This window comes from Paenibacillus sp. TY11, assembly GCF_059772165.1.
Genome location: NZ_JCBAIQ010000007.1, coordinates 239,210 through 254,478, shown reverse-complemented (window position 1 = coordinate 254,478; position 15,269 = coordinate 239,210). Strand labels below are relative to the sequence as shown.

Genomic DNA, 15,269 nt, shown 5'->3' with positions numbered 1-15,269 from the left:
TTAACGCCCTCCAAGAGATTTATTCTATTTTAATTTGAATTTCGTATTGCAGCTTGTTGTTATCGAACATCGAAAGATACGATTTTTCTATTAGAACAATCTTGCTTTTGCAGCTATATTGGTGCTGAGCTACATATCGTTCCATTTGTTTGATTTCATAATCAATCTCAGTATTTTCAATGACGGAAAGATGCTTATAAAGATAGTTACCTTCTCCCAGAATATAGTCAGCCACATCCGTCGTTTCATAACATAGCTTCACCTGTCCAGAATCAGACAAGTAATGCAGGTCATTTTCAAATAATCGAGGTGGGGCGGGGCGGTGTTCAAATAAGTTTCCGGCAGTGAGCTCTTGACCATTCTCAAATTCAAACCACAGCTTTAAATGACGGGGGCCTAATAATTTGATCTGATACTCATCTTCCTGCTGGGTCAGATTATCATGTTCTTCTAACACTTTTTGAATAAACTGTTCATACATCTTCAAGTTAGCTATTTCAGCCTGTACCTTCTGCAACGAATGCTCTAAAAGACGGTTATAATCATCGGCAGCATAGGAAGTCATACATTCTTCAATCTGACCGACAGGGACATTTAATTTACGCAGTAATAAAATATGCGAAAGTTGATAAATCTCGTGAAGCCCGTACATCCGATATTGATTTTCTTCGGTGTATGACGGGAAAAGGATACCCTTTTCTTCAAAGTACCGCAGTTGATGTACAGATACATTCATGAGCTGAGCAAGCTGGCTGATCGTAATGTGGTCTTTCAAATGGCAAAACTCCTTATTGTATAGTTGAATAACTCTACTATAAACCTTAGGTCAGACCTAAGGTCAATAGCGGAATTAAGGACACGTTATGCATCCTGCAAGGTTGTTCATTCAGAGCCTCGAAGAAAGGGGAATGGACCAGGAAAACGAACATAAATGATTTACCTGTCCCGGATAACCCGTTATAATCATAGGACTTGGGTTAATGGAGTATAACAAGATGTTCAGGATGAAGGTTAGAATGGGGAAATCATGTTGAAGACTTTTAAGAAGGTATATATTGAAATTACAAGCATCTGTAATCTCGCGTGCAGCTTTTGCCCTCAGACACAGCGAGTTAAAAAATTTATTGATCCAGAAGTCTTTCGGGACGTCCTTGATCAGGTCAAGCCACATACGGATTACATCTATTTGCATGTAAAAGGAGAGCCGTTGCTCCATCCGAAAATTGACCTTTTGCTGGAAAGTGCTCATGAGAAAGGGTTAAAGGTCAATATTACCACCAATGGTACCTTGCTGCCGAAGACCGGACATAAGCTGCTTGGACAGCCAGCGCTACGGCAGATGAACTTCTCTCTCCACAGTTTTGACGGGCATGAAGGCTCCGTGGATCGAGAAGGTTATTTGGGTAATATTTTCACGTTTGTAAGAGAAGCTGTGAAGCACAATGTCATTATTTCGTTCCGTCTCTGGAACCTGACGCAAGATAATTTGACTAATGTGCAGCGTCAGCGCAACCGGGAGACATTGGAGCAGTTGGAGCAAGAGTTTGGATTGGACTATCGGATTGAAGAAAAAGTGATACCGGGTAGTGGGGTCAAAATCGCACCAAACGTTTATTTGAATCAGGATCACGAATTTGAATGGCCGAGTCTCAGTGCCCCGGAAGATGATGGAAAAGGCTTTTGCCATGCGCTTCGCAGCCAGGCGGCTGTATTGGTGGATGGAACGGTTGTCCCTTGCTGTCTTGATGGCGAAGGTGTCATTAATTTAGGTAACGTGCATGAGCAATCTTTTTCCGACATTGTGGAAGGAGAGCGTGCAAACCGCCTGTACTTCGGGTTCTCCAAGAGAGAAGCGGTGGAAGAGTTATGCCGGAAATGCGGGTACCGCAAACGATTTGGAACCTAATCATATAGGTAGAACTTTCAATCGACAGTAAAATGAATCGCAAGGAAGATAGCCCTTTTGTAGGGCTATTTTTGCTTATATTTTGATATGTACATAATCAACGGTTTTGGCTAGCCAGTTGTATGGTAGGGAATCATTCAACGTCTACACCGATGGACTTTAACACTAACGCCGCGAGTTCATTTACCGAGTGCAAAAGAAATTCATGAGAATGATCTAATTATACTGGAAGTACAGGATACATCTATATGGACGGTCTTAGATTAGTTTTTAATAGGGGGAGAGGGGGGGTCGCCCCTCTTTGAAGGAGGAGACTTTATGGGAAAGCTGCTGTTCAAGATGATGCTATTAAGTGTATTTATTTTTTGCTTTTCTCAAGAAGCTTTTACAGGAAAATTATCAGCTCAGAGTACAGATCAAAGCACACAATTTTTAAAGATCAATAACTATTATGTCTTATTTACAACTCCCAAAGCCCCTTATATTGATAAAAATAATCGCTTCATGGTGCCTTTGGGATCTATTAACGATTTATTGGGGGGACACACTACGTATGATCCGACTTCCAAAACGGCCACCATTCAGTTTGGTTCGCACCAGGTTGAGTTTAAAATGAACTCAACTGAGATTGTTACCGACTTAAACACGTCTGTGATGGATACCGTCCCGGTGCTTTACAAAAATGCGATGTTTGTTCCTTTAGGGACACTTACTACGCAACTAAATATACATCAGGAATGGAATCAGCAAAATAAACTGTACACTCTCATCGGAAATGAATTATTGAAGACACCTATGATGGAGAATGTAGAAGATTTGGATCATTTTAAAGAACAGGTAGACAATGAGAATGCATTCAGTTTGTTATCGTACAAATTGACCATGGGGGAAAAAATTCATCTAACTATTACTGCTAAGAATATGACAGGAAAGAAGATTAGTGAGGGCATTGAAGATTTAAATACCACTTTTATTTTTGATAATAGCACGGCGACGGAAAATAGAAATCGTAAAAGACCAAGTATAGATAAGGACGAAATCGTGACTCGTAACGAGGAAGTACAGTATGCAAAAATAACGGAAAATAATAAAGTCATTAAAAATGAGCTGGTGTATATTCTTTTTAAGGGCAGAACGTTAAAGCCATAAACTTTTAAAAAAGGGCTTTTAAGTTATCATAGCTTTCAGCTGAGAGCTGTAATAACTCTAGCTTGCCTAACTTCCTTTAGGTGATGTGGGGTATCTCATTGTTATGCAGTTTCTGAGTTTCTTTATAGGTTCCACACATTTTTGATATCAGACGATAGCTTTTCTAGAAAGTTTTGACCTCTATTACTCACTTGTTTGTATTGGAGTGAATAATGAATTTTGGGGAGTCAGGCGGATTTATGTAAAAGAGAGATTGGTATAAAATAGAGATACATGAGTAGTAAAGAGATGAACAACAGATACATAAAATGTGAGGGAATAAAGATAATCAAATTAAAAGATATAGGTAATTTCGAGGTTCTTCCTGAAATAGCGATGCATATTGTTGAAGGCAATATATCGGCTTTACGCCAAGCGCTGACGGAAGGATGGGATATAGAACAAGGAATCATACTCAGCAAATATACGACGTTAAGTCCACTGGATATTACACTCATCACTGAGCAAATGGAAGTCTTGAAGCTGCTAGTGGAGCTGGGTGTTCAACTCAATGTGAAAGATAATCCCTCCTTCCTGACGGCTGTTCGCTACTGTACAGAAGAGATTGTCCGCTATGTGGTTGCCCATGGTGCCAAGCTGGACGGGAAAAACCATGTAAAGTCAGGTGCCTATGAACAAGCTTACTACGGTAACAAAAACAATATCCCGCTTATTCATGAGCTTGGCCTCCATATGAAGCAGTATGCTGGAGCAACGTTACGTAACGCAGTGAGTAAGCATGACTTAAAAACGATAGCACTCTTATTGGAGCATGGTGTAGATATTAATTACAATGCCCCTAATATGGTATATCCTTATAAAGCCACGCCTTTAACCGTGGCAGCACGCAATAATGATTTTGCGATGGTGAAGTATTTGGTCGAGCAAGGCGTAGATGTGACGCTGGCAGAAAAAGATGGAGAACGGGCATATACGATTGCAATTCGTAATAAGAACGTGGAAATGGCTGAGTATTTAAAGTCCGTGGAGCCTCCAGCGTTTCATAACCTGGAAAATAAACGACATGCTTTAAAAAGTTACAAGCTTCCGAAGGATCTTGTAGACTTTCTAACGGGGGACCGACTTCGTATAGACCTGCCGGAAAATAATTTTGATATTCAATTTGTTGAGTTTTTTTCATTCATAGATACTGTTGAGATGAAGGTGGGACGGCAAAAGCTGTTGCGTCTGTCTCTAAAAGTAGACAACTACTCGGATATCATATTGGTGTGGAATCCGAAGCAGAAGTGTCTGGGTTATTATGACGAGGAGCATCAGGAATATGCGGATGTGTGCAGCTTTGCTGAGTTTCTTGCACAGCCGGAAGATTTTCTGGAGAAGATTACTGAGGGAGAATATTTATCATAACGTGGTGAGCCATGAATGCGGTATGAACGCAGTCATGGCTCTTGTTATTTTTAAATACAGCGCTAGTGTACACAGGTGCCTAAATGCTCATCAGGAATGGTTACGTATGAGCTGAATGAGGTTTAGAGTAGCGGTAGATAGGGGTTCGTTTTTGCGGGTACAGATGGCGATTGAATTGAGAAGCTGGATGTCTTCTACGTATACCCGGCACAGCTCGCCGCGTTCTACATATTCACGTACGACCAGTGAGGACACAAAGTTCGCACCATATCCGGCAATAACTGCGGTAATCGCCTCATGTAGCCCTGTGAAGTTCAGGGTGACTTTGGGGGCGGGTGCATTGTAAGTTCGACATAAGGAAAACAATCTCTCCCGTGTCGAGCTTCCCTTTTCACGCATAACAAAGGGTTCATGCATCATTTCCAGTAAAGAAACTTGCTGATTCGCATACCGATGATCGGGAGCTACCACGAACCACAATTCATCACGAAATAATTCTTCAGTCTGAATCGTATCAGGATACTGCTCAGGCAGTCCTCCGTAGATAGCCAAATCCACTTCTATATTTAATAGCTGCTGCAAAGCATCGTTGGAATTTGTAGTGTTAATCGTCATTTCAACATGTTCATATTGTTGTTTGAATTTTGCAATCCAGGCCGGAATGAGAAAATGAGCCGGTAAATAAGTAGCCGCTAGCCGGATATGACCATGGGCTCCATCACGATAATCTTGTGAAAATTGTTCGATTTGCTGTTCGACAGCAAAGAGCCGTCTGGCGAGTACAGCAAGTTTTTCACCAGCATCCGTTAAGGCAATCCCTCTTCCTAGCGGCATGAGCAGTGTGAGAGATATTTCTTTTTCAAATTTTTTAATCTGGGCGGTAATCGCAGGTTGGCTAATATTTAAAAGTTCAGAGGCACGTGTCACACTCCCTGTAGAGGCGACCACGTGAAATAAGCGTAATGCATGCAGGTTCAAGACCATCCCCCCTTTCCGACTGATTCATACATACAGATTATGAAAAGAGCAAAAACATATATTATTTTTATAATAATAATTCATTTACAATCAAATTGTAAGTTAATCCAAAGGAGAGTGGAGCGAATGAATCAAACGAACACGTGGGATCAAGTAGACCAGTATATCTCGGAGCGTCTCATTCCGCATGATACTGTCTTGGAACAGGTATTGGCTGCTAACCAAAAGGCGGGACTACCTCCGCATGATGTATCACCCAATCAGGGAAAGCTATTAAATATCTTTGCTCAAATGCAAGGTGCACGACGTGTGTTGGAGATCGGGACTTTGGGAGGCTACAGTACAATCTGGTTGGGAAGGGCGTTGCCGACGGATGGAGAAATAGTTACACTGGAAGCGAATCCGGTTCATGCTAAAATAGCCCAGTCGAATATATCGTTGGCTCAGTTGGATGCAATGGTGGAACTTCGGGAGGGAGACGCTTTGGAGCAGTTAGCACAGATGAAAGAGGAGGGCGTTGCTCCCTTTGATCTTATTTTTATCGATGCGGATAAACCCAATAATCCATTTTATCTGGATTGGGCACTTCGCTTTTCGCATCCTGGCACCGTTATTATTGGCGATAATGTTATCCGTAAAGGAGAAGTAATTCAAGCTTACAGCACAGACCCTCGTGTACAGGGAGTAAGAAAGTTTTATGATTTGCTGGCTGAAGAATCGAGAATTACAGCTACAGCTATCCAGACCGTGGGGAGCAAGGGATATGATGGTTTCGTCATTGGAATCGTTAAGGACTGAGAGTTAAGGGTCTCGGTTAGCTAAACACAGAGGGGAGCAGTCCCGGTGTTTAGCTTTTTTTCTGGTACAGAAGGTTGGGACGAATTGTGTGCCTAATGGTAAAATAGTGCTGATTGAAGCGTCAGAACGTTTTTGAACGTTTACTGCTGAATTCCTATGTAAGAAGAATGAATTTACATAAAAGTAGATGAATTTTCTTTAAAATGTAAACGCAATCATGATGATTGGAGCAGGAATTCACCATTTTGTAAAAAAATGAAGTTGGAATGAATTTTTTTGAATTTTTTTGGAGAAAAATGATTGTTTTTTATCAAGTTTGTGGTACGATATGAACAGTTGGGGGAATGAAGATGCTGACGGAAGAAAGATACAAGTTAATAATACAGCGCTTACAAGAACGTGGTGTTGTAAAGTTGCAGGAATTGGCTGATCTGTTGGGAGCTTCTGAGTCAACGATTCGGCGTGATTTGATAGATCTTGAAGGCCGTCAGTTGCTAAAGCGGATTCATGGCGGGGCAACCTTGCTGAATCAGAAAAGTCAGGAACCTGGCATAGAAGAAAAAACATTCAAAAACGTTCAACAAAAAAACGTAGTCGCCCGTATGGCAGCCAAAGAAATTTTGAATGGAGAATGTATTTATCTGGATGCGGGAACAACAACAATGGCGATGATTCCTTACATTGAAGCTAAAGACGTGACGGTCGTGACGAATGGTCTATCCCACGTAGAAGCACTGGTAAGCAAACGAATCAGAAGCTATCTACTGGGAGGGATGATGAAAATTCATACCAAAGCCGTAATCGGGAGTATTGCCCTACAAAATTTGGACAATTTTCGATTCGACAAGTGCTTTCTGGGAACGAACGGGGTGGATGTGGAAATGGGGTATACGACTCCTGATCCTGAAGAAGCGCTGATAAAGCGGCGTGCCCACCAGCTGTCCGGCAAAACGTATGTGTTGGCCGATTCCAGCAAAATTGGAGAAATAACCTTCGCCAAACTGTTTGAGCTCAAGGAAGCTATCCTTATTACCGAATCGGTGCCTGAACGCTCACGCCGATCCATCGCTCAGAAAACTAAGATAATCGAGGGATAACAATGATATATACAGTAACGCTGAACCCTTCCATTGATTATATCGTGGAAGTTGACGATTTGAAGCTTGGTGACTTGAACCGGATGAAACGTGATTTAAAACTGCCAGGTGGCAAGGGGATTAATGTATCACGTGTACTGAACCAGTTGGGAGCAGACAGCACGGCGATTGGTTTTCTCGGAGGATTCACAGGCAGGTTTATCGACGATACATTGCGGGAAGAATCCATTAAAACTGATTTTGTCATCATCGAAGATGATACACGGATCAACATTAAGCTCAAGCATGGCGATGAAACGGAAATTAACGGTTTGGGACCTGCGATTCGTGAGCAAGAGGCCGATGCGTTGGTACAAAAGCTGGCGGGTCTCCAGAAAAATGACATAGTCGTCTTGTCGGGAAGTATTCCGCCGTCACTTGGAGGAGATTTCTACGATCGGCTGATTAGCGTATGTCAGCAAACCGGGGCTGAATTCGTCATCGACACCACAGGTGAGGCGTTGATGAAGGCACTGGCTCATAAACCGCTGCTCATCAAGCCGAATCACCACGAGTTGGCTGAGTTGTTTGGCGTAACGATTCATTCAAAGGAGGAGATCGTCACTTACGGTCGTAAACTGCTGGAAGCAGGTGCAAAAAATGTACTGATTTCCATGGCAGGAGAAGGGGCTTTGTTCATTACGGCAGATGAAGTGTATCACGCAAATGTACCAGCAGGAACGGTGAAAAATTCTGTAGGCGCAGGTGATTCAATGATTGCTGGATTCGTGGGTACGCTGGCTCTTCATGGCGATCCGATCGAAGCATTCCGTGCAGGAGTGGCATCCGGAAGTGCAACTGCGTTCTCCGATGATCTGGCTACTAGAGAGAAAATTGAACAATTACGGCCGCAAGTCACGATTTCAAAACGGTAATCCATCTGCATCATGAGCTTATTATGCGTGTGTCAGCACGCTGATCGAACTTAGGAGAGTGTGAAAAATGAGAATAACAGACCTGATGATTAAAGAAACGATGATCATGGACCTGCAGGCGACGACAAAAGACGGGGCGATTGAGGAACTCATCGCCAGTCTCGAAGCAAGTGGACGTATTAATGACCGGGCGTTGTTTAAAGAAATGATTTACAAACGCGAAGCAGAATCCAGCACTGGAATCGGCGGCGGCATTGCGATGCCGCATGCCAAGACCAAAGCCGTGAATGAAGCGACCGTCGTTTTCGCCAAAAGCAGTAAAGGCGTAGAATTCGAATCGTTGGACGGTGAGCCGGCGAAAGTATTCTTCATGATTGCGGCTCCAGAGGGAGCAGCAAATACGCATCTTCGCACACTGGCGGCTCTTTCCCGGCTTCTAATTGATACCGATTTTATCGACAAGCTGATGAATACGCAAACACCGGATGAAGTATCCGAGCTGTTTGATACCAAGCAGGCGGAAGAAGAAGCAGCCAAGAAAGCAAAAGAAGCAAAGAAAGAGGCTGCCAATGCACAGAAAACGCCGGATGTTATCGTTGGTAACCCGAATTCAGACGAGTTTGTGGTTGCGGTGACTGCCTGCCCTACAGGTATTGCGCATACGTTTATGGCTGAAGACGCTCTCATTAAGAAAGCGACAGAAATGGGTGTAAACATCCGGGTAGAAACGAATGGCTCGGAAGGTGCGCAAAACGTACTGACAGCGGATGAAATTCGCCGTGCCAAAGGTGTAATCGTTGCTGCTGACAAAAAGGTTGAAATGGCCAGATTTGACGGTAAGCCTGTATTGCAAAGACCGGTAAGTGACGGTATTCGTAAATCTGAAGAACTGATCCGCAAAGCGCTAAACGGCGATGCGCCAATTTATCGTAGTGAAGGTAAAGGCGGCGCTGAAGAGTCGAAAGCGGAGAAGAGCAGCGTGGGCAGTAAAATTTACAAGGATTTAATGAACGGTATTTCTCATATGTTGCCATTCGTTGTAGGCGGGGGGATTTTGCTAGCAATTTCCTTCTTGATTGAACAGGTAGCGGGAGAAGATAATGTATTCTTCCAACTGTTACAAACGATTGGCGGCGGAACAGGTGCGTTCCACTTCCTGATTCCGATACTGGCCGGATTTATCGCGATGAGTATTGGAGACCGCCCGGCACTGATGCCAGGTATGGTTGGTGGTCTGATGGCTGTAAACTCCAATGCAGGTTTTCTTGGCGGTCTGGCAGCAGGTTTCCTGGCTGGTTATGTGGTTATCTTCCTGCGTAAAGCTTTTGCAGGTCTGCCGAAAACGCTGGATGGCTTAAAGCCAATCTTGTTATATCCGGTATTTGGACTACTAATTACAGGCGCGATTATGTTCTACCTGATTGATCCAATTTTCGGTGGTATTAATACGTGGCTTGTCAATGTTCTGAACAATTTAGGAACGGGTAATGCGGTTATTCTGGGTCTGATCCTGGGCGGAATGATGTCGATTGACATGGGTGGACCTTTCAACAAAGCAGCTTACGCATTTTCGATCGGTGTCTTTACTTCCAGCGGTAACACGAACGGAGCAATGATGGCTGCTGTTATGGCGGGCGGTATGGTACCTCCACTGGCGATCGCATTAGCTTCAACGTTCTTCAAAAATAAATTTACTGAGCAAGAGCGCAAGTCTGGTTTGACGAACTATGTACTCGGTTTGTCCTTTATTACAGAAGGAGCAATTCCATTCGCAGCTGCTGACCCTCTGCGTGTTTTAACTTCTTGTATTGTAGGTTCAGCGATTGCTGGTGGTCTGACGCAGTTCTGGCAAATCAATCTCCCAGCTCCACATGGCGGCATTTTTGTAGCAGCGCTTGCCAATCATGCTTTGCTGTTCTTGCTTGCAGTGGCGATTGGCTCCGTGATTTCTGCGCTCATTCTGGGACTGTGGAAAAAACCGCTCGAAGCAAAATAACTAATATCACAAGAGTAAAGAAATAAGAAGAGGGACACACTCTCTCTGGTTTTCATAATAGTAAAGCCGCTAAACACCAGGTTTCTGAGTGTTTAGCGGCTTTTTCTTTATGCGAAGGTGTCGGCTTGCGTATATAGCTTATTAGTAGTTTTTGCATTGGAGCTATAGCCTACAAAGCTCCTTAACCAGTTGCATAAACAACTTTCGGGCTGAAGACATATATTGCTGGTGTTGATTGTTTTGTAATAGTCCGATGGGAATATTCGGGTCTGTTAGCTGGAGGGGGACGGTGACCAGTTCCTCCGGCAAAGGCATTGACGATAGAACCACTCCAACCGAAGGGATCGTTTTTACGAATGAGGGTATAGACGAGATTTGACTGACGGTATACAAAAACGGTATCGACGGGAAGCGGGAAAGTTCTTTTTCCAGTCGGATATGGTACAGGCAGTTTTTCCCTCCAGCTATAAGCGGATATTCATACAAATCCTCCAGCTGAAGTTCACTTTTTGCCGCGAAAGGGTGATTACGGGACACGATAAAGGCGATGTGTTCGTGATAAATGGGTTCAAAGTGTAAGGAAGGAATCGAGTGAGGTTCCCCAGAGATCGCAAAATCCAGCGTACCGTCCATCAAAGCTTTCGAGAGTGTATCCGTGTTTCCAACTGTAAAATGACATGTAATATTCGGTTTATGCTCTCGAAATTGCCGCAGAACCAAGGGCAGTACGGTAGCCGCTACTGTTTCAATCACACCGATATGGAGCGTGCCGATCTCCTCCTTTTTCAGGGACTTGGCCTGATCCATCACAAAATTCCAATGCTGAATAAGCCTATCTACCTCTTCGGCATAAAGTTTGCCTGAGGCCGTTAATTCCGCATCCCAACCCCTTTTAAAAAGCTGGAATCCCAGCTCTTTCTCTAGCCTCTGGATTTGGCTCGTGACTGTAGACTGCGCGTAGTTCAATTTGGCAGCAGCTTTTGAGAACGTTCCTTCTTCGATAATGGTACGAAATGTAGTTAGCTCTTTCAGATCCATGCACACTCATCTCCATCGGTAAAAATGAATATATTTATGATTATTTTCAATTATACAGATAAAAATAGGTGGAGTACAATTATCTTATCCCGACGGATAGGAGAGATGAACATGCCATTTGTACGAGTAGGTTACATGGAGCAGCAATACACAGAGCAAGAGCTGCCATGGATTAGTCGCTGTATCATGAACGCTTTGATCGAACATTTTCAGGTGCCGGAAAAAGATTACTTTCAGGTTTTTCATGCTCATAAGCAGAGCGAGTTTTATTATAGTCCGGATTATTTGAATGTACCCAGAACACACAAGCTGCTTTATATCCAAATTACGATGGGCTCGGGTAGAACAACGGAACAAAAAAAGAGTTTCTACCAAAGGTTAGCTGAACTCATATCTATGGAATGTAAGATTAGACCGGAGGATGTATTTGTGACACTGGTGGAAACTGAATTAGAGGACTGGTCCTTTGGCAACGGACTTGCCCAGATGATTTTATGAAGCATAGATTAATCACGTCGAGTGTTCGGGAAACGGTGGGTGATTTTGCTCCTGCTTTTGTAGGCTATACAGAAAATGTTCTTTTTGGAAATGTGTGGAGAAGAGGCGAGTTATCTCTCAGAGACCGGAGTCTCATTACAGTTGCTGCTTTGGTAGCGGGTGAGCATGTGAATCAACTTCCTTATCATCTGAACCTGGCCAAGGAGAACGGGATTTCGGAGGAAGAACTGGTTGAGGTCATTACACAGCTTGCCTTTTACGTAGGATGGCCCCGGGCAGCTTCAGCTATTCAGGTTGCCAAAGACGTACTTTGATATTTTTATATGATTTGGTGATAAACTATATTCACAGAAGACTTTTCAACAGGATTGTATTGTTATTCTGGTTTGAAAGCGGTATAGTAAGAGTAATTGAATGAAGGGTCAAGTGCCCTTCGGGATTGTTACTGGTTAGCAGGCGATACCCAAATAATGACTAATTTATTTAGTCGTTATTTGGTTTTTTTTGTTATTACAAACTTTTTCATTACATCAATGAGGTGAGCAGATAGATGATCATCCGGCAAATTTTTAACAACAATGTCATCCGAGCCGAAAATCAGGTGGGTCATGAATTTGTTGTCATAGGGAATGGTCTCGGCTTTAAAAAGAAAAATGGTCAGAGAGTCGATGAGGAAAAAATCGAAAAAACTTTTGTATTAAAGTCCGATAAAATTCCGCAAAAATTAATTGATCTCATTGGAGAAACATCTGTAGAATATTTGAAAGTAGCGGATGAAATTGTGGGAAACGCAAAAAAAGAAATGGGAGATATCTTTAGTGATAACATTTATATCTCTCTGATTGACCATATTCAATTCGCCATATCCCGCTATAGAAAATCAGTCGGTCTTAAGAATTCGCTTTTGTGGCAAATTAAAAAATTTTACAAAAAAGAATTTATGATTGGTATGGGCGCACTGGATATCATCGATGCTCAATTTGGCATTCAAATGGATGAGCATGAAGCGAGCTTTATTGCTATGCATTTTGTAAATGCAAGACAAGACGGCCAGGGAATGAAACAAACGGTTGAGATTACAGAGGTCATAGATGATATTTTCAATATTGTAACCGATTACTATCAGCTGACGCTGGATGAAACTTCATTCAATTATTCCCGGTTTATTACTCATTTACAGTACTTTGCCCAACGATTGCTGAGTAATGAACAAGAGCAACTAGCTTCAGGTGACAATTTCTTGTATGACCAAGTCAAAGATAAATATGCGAGGGCTTTTCAGTGTACCCAATTAATTAATCAATATTTGGAATTGAAGCATGAAAGTGCTATGTCGATTGACGAAAAAGTGTATTTGACGATTCATATACAGCGTGTAACCTCCAGAAATGATATAGCTAGTTCTTAGAAAAAAAAGCTTGCAAACGATTTCGGAGTGATTTATAGTAGGCTCACAACTTAAATATAAGGATTGTTACTGGTTAAGCAGGCGATACCTAAATGAATGGCAGTGATCATTTTCTTTGATCATATAGGCCTTTCGTTTAGGTATTTTTTTGTTTTCAGGCAATCTGCCCTAAAGGAGAATGAACATGGACCATAAGAAAATGGGCGATGACATCGTACGTCTCGTTGGAGGAGAAGAAAATATCAATGGGCTTGTCCATTGTGCTACACGGCTCAGATTTGACCTGAAGGATTCTAGAAAAGCCGAAAGAGAAGCTCTTGAGAAGCATGAAGGTGTCATTACTGTTGTTGAAAGCGGAGGACAATTTCAAGTCGTTATTGGTAGCCATGTTGCCTATGTATATACGGAGATCATGAAAAACAGGGATTTTGGATCGGAATCCCCTGCGGCCAGCGAATCTAGTGGAAAGAAGACAGCGGTCGTATCTACGATCTTTGAAGTCATTTCCGGCAGTTTCTCCCCGTTGATTCCAGCGATGGCGGGCTCGGGGATGCTAAAAGCACTCCTGACTGTTTTGACTTTACTGGGATGGATGTCTGCGACAAGTGATGCCTATATGATCCTGTCTGCTGCGGGGAATGCTGTGTTTTACTTCTTGCCGATTTTGCTTGGGATCACACTCGGTATAAAGCTGAAGGCGAATCCTTATGTAGCCGGTGTGATCGGTGCGGCCCTCATGGAACCCAACTTTACGGGGCTGATGGACAAAGGCTCTGATGTATCGTTTTTAGGAATACCGGTGGTCATGATGAACTACTCAGCCAGTGTTTTCCCGGTTTTCATATCCATCAGCATATATGCGTTGGTGGACAAGTTTTTGAAGAAGATCATTCTTAAGGATCTACAGCTCTTTTTAGTTCCGATGCTGGCCTTAATGATTATGGTTCCGCTATCTGCGATAGCTTTCGGACCCTTCGGTACAGGGGTAGGAGATTGGATTTCTTCAGGTGTGACATGGTTAATTGGTGTAAGTGGCATTTTGTCAGGGATTGTTCTTGGCGGTTTTATGACCTTTATGGTCGTCTTCGGACTTCACTGGGGTTTTACACCTATCACGATTCAAAATATCGGTGTGGGCGGTGATCCGATTGAGGCGATGGCTGCAGCGGCTGTATTTGCTCAAATTGGTGTCGCATTTGGTATTTTCCTGAAAGCGAAAAAAGATAAAACACTTAGAACTCTTGCAGGTTCCACGAGTATTACAGGCTTGCTGGCTGGTGTGACAGAGCCGATTGTGTATGGTCTGGTGCTCCGTTTTAAACGTGTCATTCCGATTGTCATTATTGCCGGGGCTCTAGGCGGAGCCATTAATGGACATTTTGGAGTGAAAATGACGGCTTATGTTTTTCATAATATTTTTGCTATTCCAGTATATACGCCAACCTTAATTTACGTTTTCGCCATTGCATGTTCATTTATAGCTGCAACGGTACTGACCCTTATTTTTGGGTATGAAAGTAAGGTTAAGAGGGAGGCCCCGGAAATGGTTGAATCCGTGAAAACAGAAGAACCCGTGCCAGTTGTTACAACAACCATGGCCGTTGACATCAAGAAAGAAACGATCTACAGCCCGATCACAGGCAAGACTACACCACTGAGCCAAGTGAATGATTCTGCATTTTCTACAGGGGCCATGGGAAAAGGGTTAGCCATTGAACCGTCTGTCGGTGAGGTCGTAGCGCCAATAGATGGAGTTGTAACCTCGCTGTTTCCCACAGGACACGCCATAGGCTTAACTTCAAATGCGGGTACGGAGATATTAATTCATATCGGAATTAACACCGTTGCGCTGAAAGGGAAACATTTTAATCCAGTGGTTAAAGAGGGGGACAGCGTGAAACAGGGTGATTTGTTAATCCAATTTGACAGGGAACAGATTATAGAAGCAGGATACGAAATCGTGACGCCTGTCATCGTCACACTTACGAAAAATAAAGTGGACGTATTTGAGACAAATCAGGAACAGATTCAGAAAAATGAAGTATTGTTGACTTTGGTTGTGTGATACAGGAAAGCGTCA

At 42.9% G+C, this 15,269-nt stretch carries 14 protein-coding genes; 11 read left to right on the top strand and 3 right to left on the bottom strand.

The window, feature by feature from the left end; all coding sequences use genetic code 11:
- Nucleotides 1–19: 19 nt before the first annotated feature.
- Nucleotides 20–775: a helix-turn-helix domain-containing protein gene (locus AC6EJC_RS10205; protein ID WP_444953863.1), complete on the bottom strand. Its 756-nt coding sequence runs from the start codon at nucleotides 773–775 to the stop codon at nucleotides 20–22.
- A gap of 252 nt (nucleotides 776–1,027) precedes the next feature.
- Here AC6EJC_RS10205 and AC6EJC_RS10200 point away from each other — a divergent pair, with 252 nt between their 5' ends.
- The 3 genes from AC6EJC_RS10200 to AC6EJC_RS10190 all read left to right on the top strand — a co-directional run bounded on the left by AC6EJC_RS10200 (nucleotide 1,028) and on the right by AC6EJC_RS10190 (nucleotide 4,462).
- Nucleotides 1,028–1,906 (top strand): radical SAM/SPASM domain-containing protein, encoded by an 879-nt coding sequence (locus AC6EJC_RS10200; RefSeq protein WP_444953862.1) that lies wholly within the window; start codon nucleotides 1,028–1,030, stop codon nucleotides 1,904–1,906.
- Between the two features lie 318 nt (nucleotides 1,907–2,224).
- On the top strand, nucleotides 2,225–3,055 hold the full coding sequence (locus tag AC6EJC_RS10195) for a copper amine oxidase N-terminal domain-containing protein (protein ID WP_444953861.1): 831 nt from the start codon (nucleotides 2,225–2,227) through the stop codon (nucleotides 3,053–3,055).
- A 324-nt stretch (nucleotides 3,056–3,379) separates the two neighbouring features.
- Nucleotides 3,380–4,462: an ankyrin repeat domain-containing protein gene (locus AC6EJC_RS10190; protein WP_444953901.1), complete on the top strand. Its 1,083-nt coding sequence runs from the start codon at nucleotides 3,380–3,382 to the stop codon at nucleotides 4,460–4,462.
- A gap of 90 nt (nucleotides 4,463–4,552) precedes the next feature.
- Here the strand turns inward: AC6EJC_RS10190 and AC6EJC_RS10185 are convergent, their stop codons facing one another.
- The gene (locus tag AC6EJC_RS10185; RefSeq protein ID WP_103048081.1) at nucleotides 4,553–5,440 is read right to left on the bottom strand and encodes a LysR family transcriptional regulator; all 888 of its coding nucleotides are present in this window, start codon (nucleotides 5,438–5,440) and stop codon (nucleotides 4,553–4,555) included.
- A gap of 126 nt (nucleotides 5,441–5,566) precedes the next feature.
- Here AC6EJC_RS10185 and AC6EJC_RS10180 point away from each other — a divergent pair, with 126 nt between their 5' ends.
- The 4 genes from AC6EJC_RS10180 to AC6EJC_RS10165 all read left to right on the top strand — a co-directional run bounded on the left by AC6EJC_RS10180 (nucleotide 5,567) and on the right by AC6EJC_RS10165 (nucleotide 10,245).
- Nucleotides 5,567–6,238 carry an O-methyltransferase gene (locus AC6EJC_RS10180; protein WP_444953860.1) on the top strand — a complete coding sequence of 224 codons (672 nt, stop codon included), beginning with the start codon at nucleotides 5,567–5,569 and terminating at the stop codon, nucleotides 6,236–6,238.
- A gap of 350 nt (nucleotides 6,239–6,588) precedes the next feature.
- Complete coding sequence (locus tag AC6EJC_RS10175; protein ID WP_444953859.1) at nucleotides 6,589–7,335, top strand: DeoR/GlpR family DNA-binding transcription regulator; 747 nt, start codon at nucleotides 6,589–6,591, stop codon at nucleotides 7,333–7,335.
- A gap of 2 nt (nucleotides 7,336–7,337) precedes the next feature.
- Entirely contained in the window at nucleotides 7,338–8,249 is a 912-nt protein-coding gene (gene pfkB, locus AC6EJC_RS10170) for a 1-phosphofructokinase (RefSeq protein WP_444953858.1), read from the top strand.
- Between the two features lie 67 nt (nucleotides 8,250–8,316).
- Nucleotides 8,317–10,245: a PTS fructose transporter subunit IIABC gene (locus AC6EJC_RS10165; RefSeq protein ID WP_444953857.1), complete on the top strand. Its 1,929-nt coding sequence runs from the start codon at nucleotides 8,317–8,319 to the stop codon at nucleotides 10,243–10,245.
- A gap of 162 nt (nucleotides 10,246–10,407) precedes the next feature.
- Here the strand turns inward: AC6EJC_RS10165 and AC6EJC_RS10160 are convergent, their stop codons facing one another.
- Complete coding sequence (locus AC6EJC_RS10160) at nucleotides 10,408–11,283, bottom strand: LysR family transcriptional regulator (RefSeq protein ID WP_444953856.1); 876 nt, start codon at nucleotides 11,281–11,283, stop codon at nucleotides 10,408–10,410.
- A gap of 111 nt (nucleotides 11,284–11,394) precedes the next feature.
- Between AC6EJC_RS10160 and AC6EJC_RS10155 the strand changes: the two genes are divergently transcribed.
- The 4 genes from AC6EJC_RS10155 to AC6EJC_RS10140 all read left to right on the top strand — a co-directional run bounded on the left by AC6EJC_RS10155 (nucleotide 11,395) and on the right by AC6EJC_RS10140 (nucleotide 15,254).
- Nucleotides 11,395–11,781 (top strand): tautomerase family protein, encoded by a 387-nt coding sequence (locus tag AC6EJC_RS10155; RefSeq protein ID WP_444953855.1) that lies wholly within the window; start codon nucleotides 11,395–11,397, stop codon nucleotides 11,779–11,781.
- Nucleotides 11,778–12,095 (top strand): carboxymuconolactone decarboxylase family protein, encoded by a 318-nt coding sequence (locus tag AC6EJC_RS10150; protein ID WP_444953854.1) that lies wholly within the window; start codon nucleotides 11,778–11,780, stop codon nucleotides 12,093–12,095. The genes AC6EJC_RS10155 and AC6EJC_RS10150 overlap by 4 nt, the downstream gene beginning before the upstream one ends.
- Nucleotides 12,096–12,331: 236 nt before the next feature.
- On the top strand, nucleotides 12,332–13,189 hold the full coding sequence (licT, locus tag AC6EJC_RS10145; protein WP_444953853.1) for a BglG family transcription antiterminator LicT: 858 nt from the start codon (nucleotides 12,332–12,334) through the stop codon (nucleotides 13,187–13,189).
- Between the two features lie 184 nt (nucleotides 13,190–13,373).
- Nucleotides 13,374–15,254, top strand: a complete 1,881-nt coding sequence (locus tag AC6EJC_RS10140) for a beta-glucoside-specific PTS transporter subunit IIABC (RefSeq protein ID WP_444953852.1) — start codon at nucleotides 13,374–13,376, stop codon at nucleotides 15,252–15,254.
- The last annotated feature ends 15 nt before the right edge of the window (nucleotides 15,255–15,269 follow it).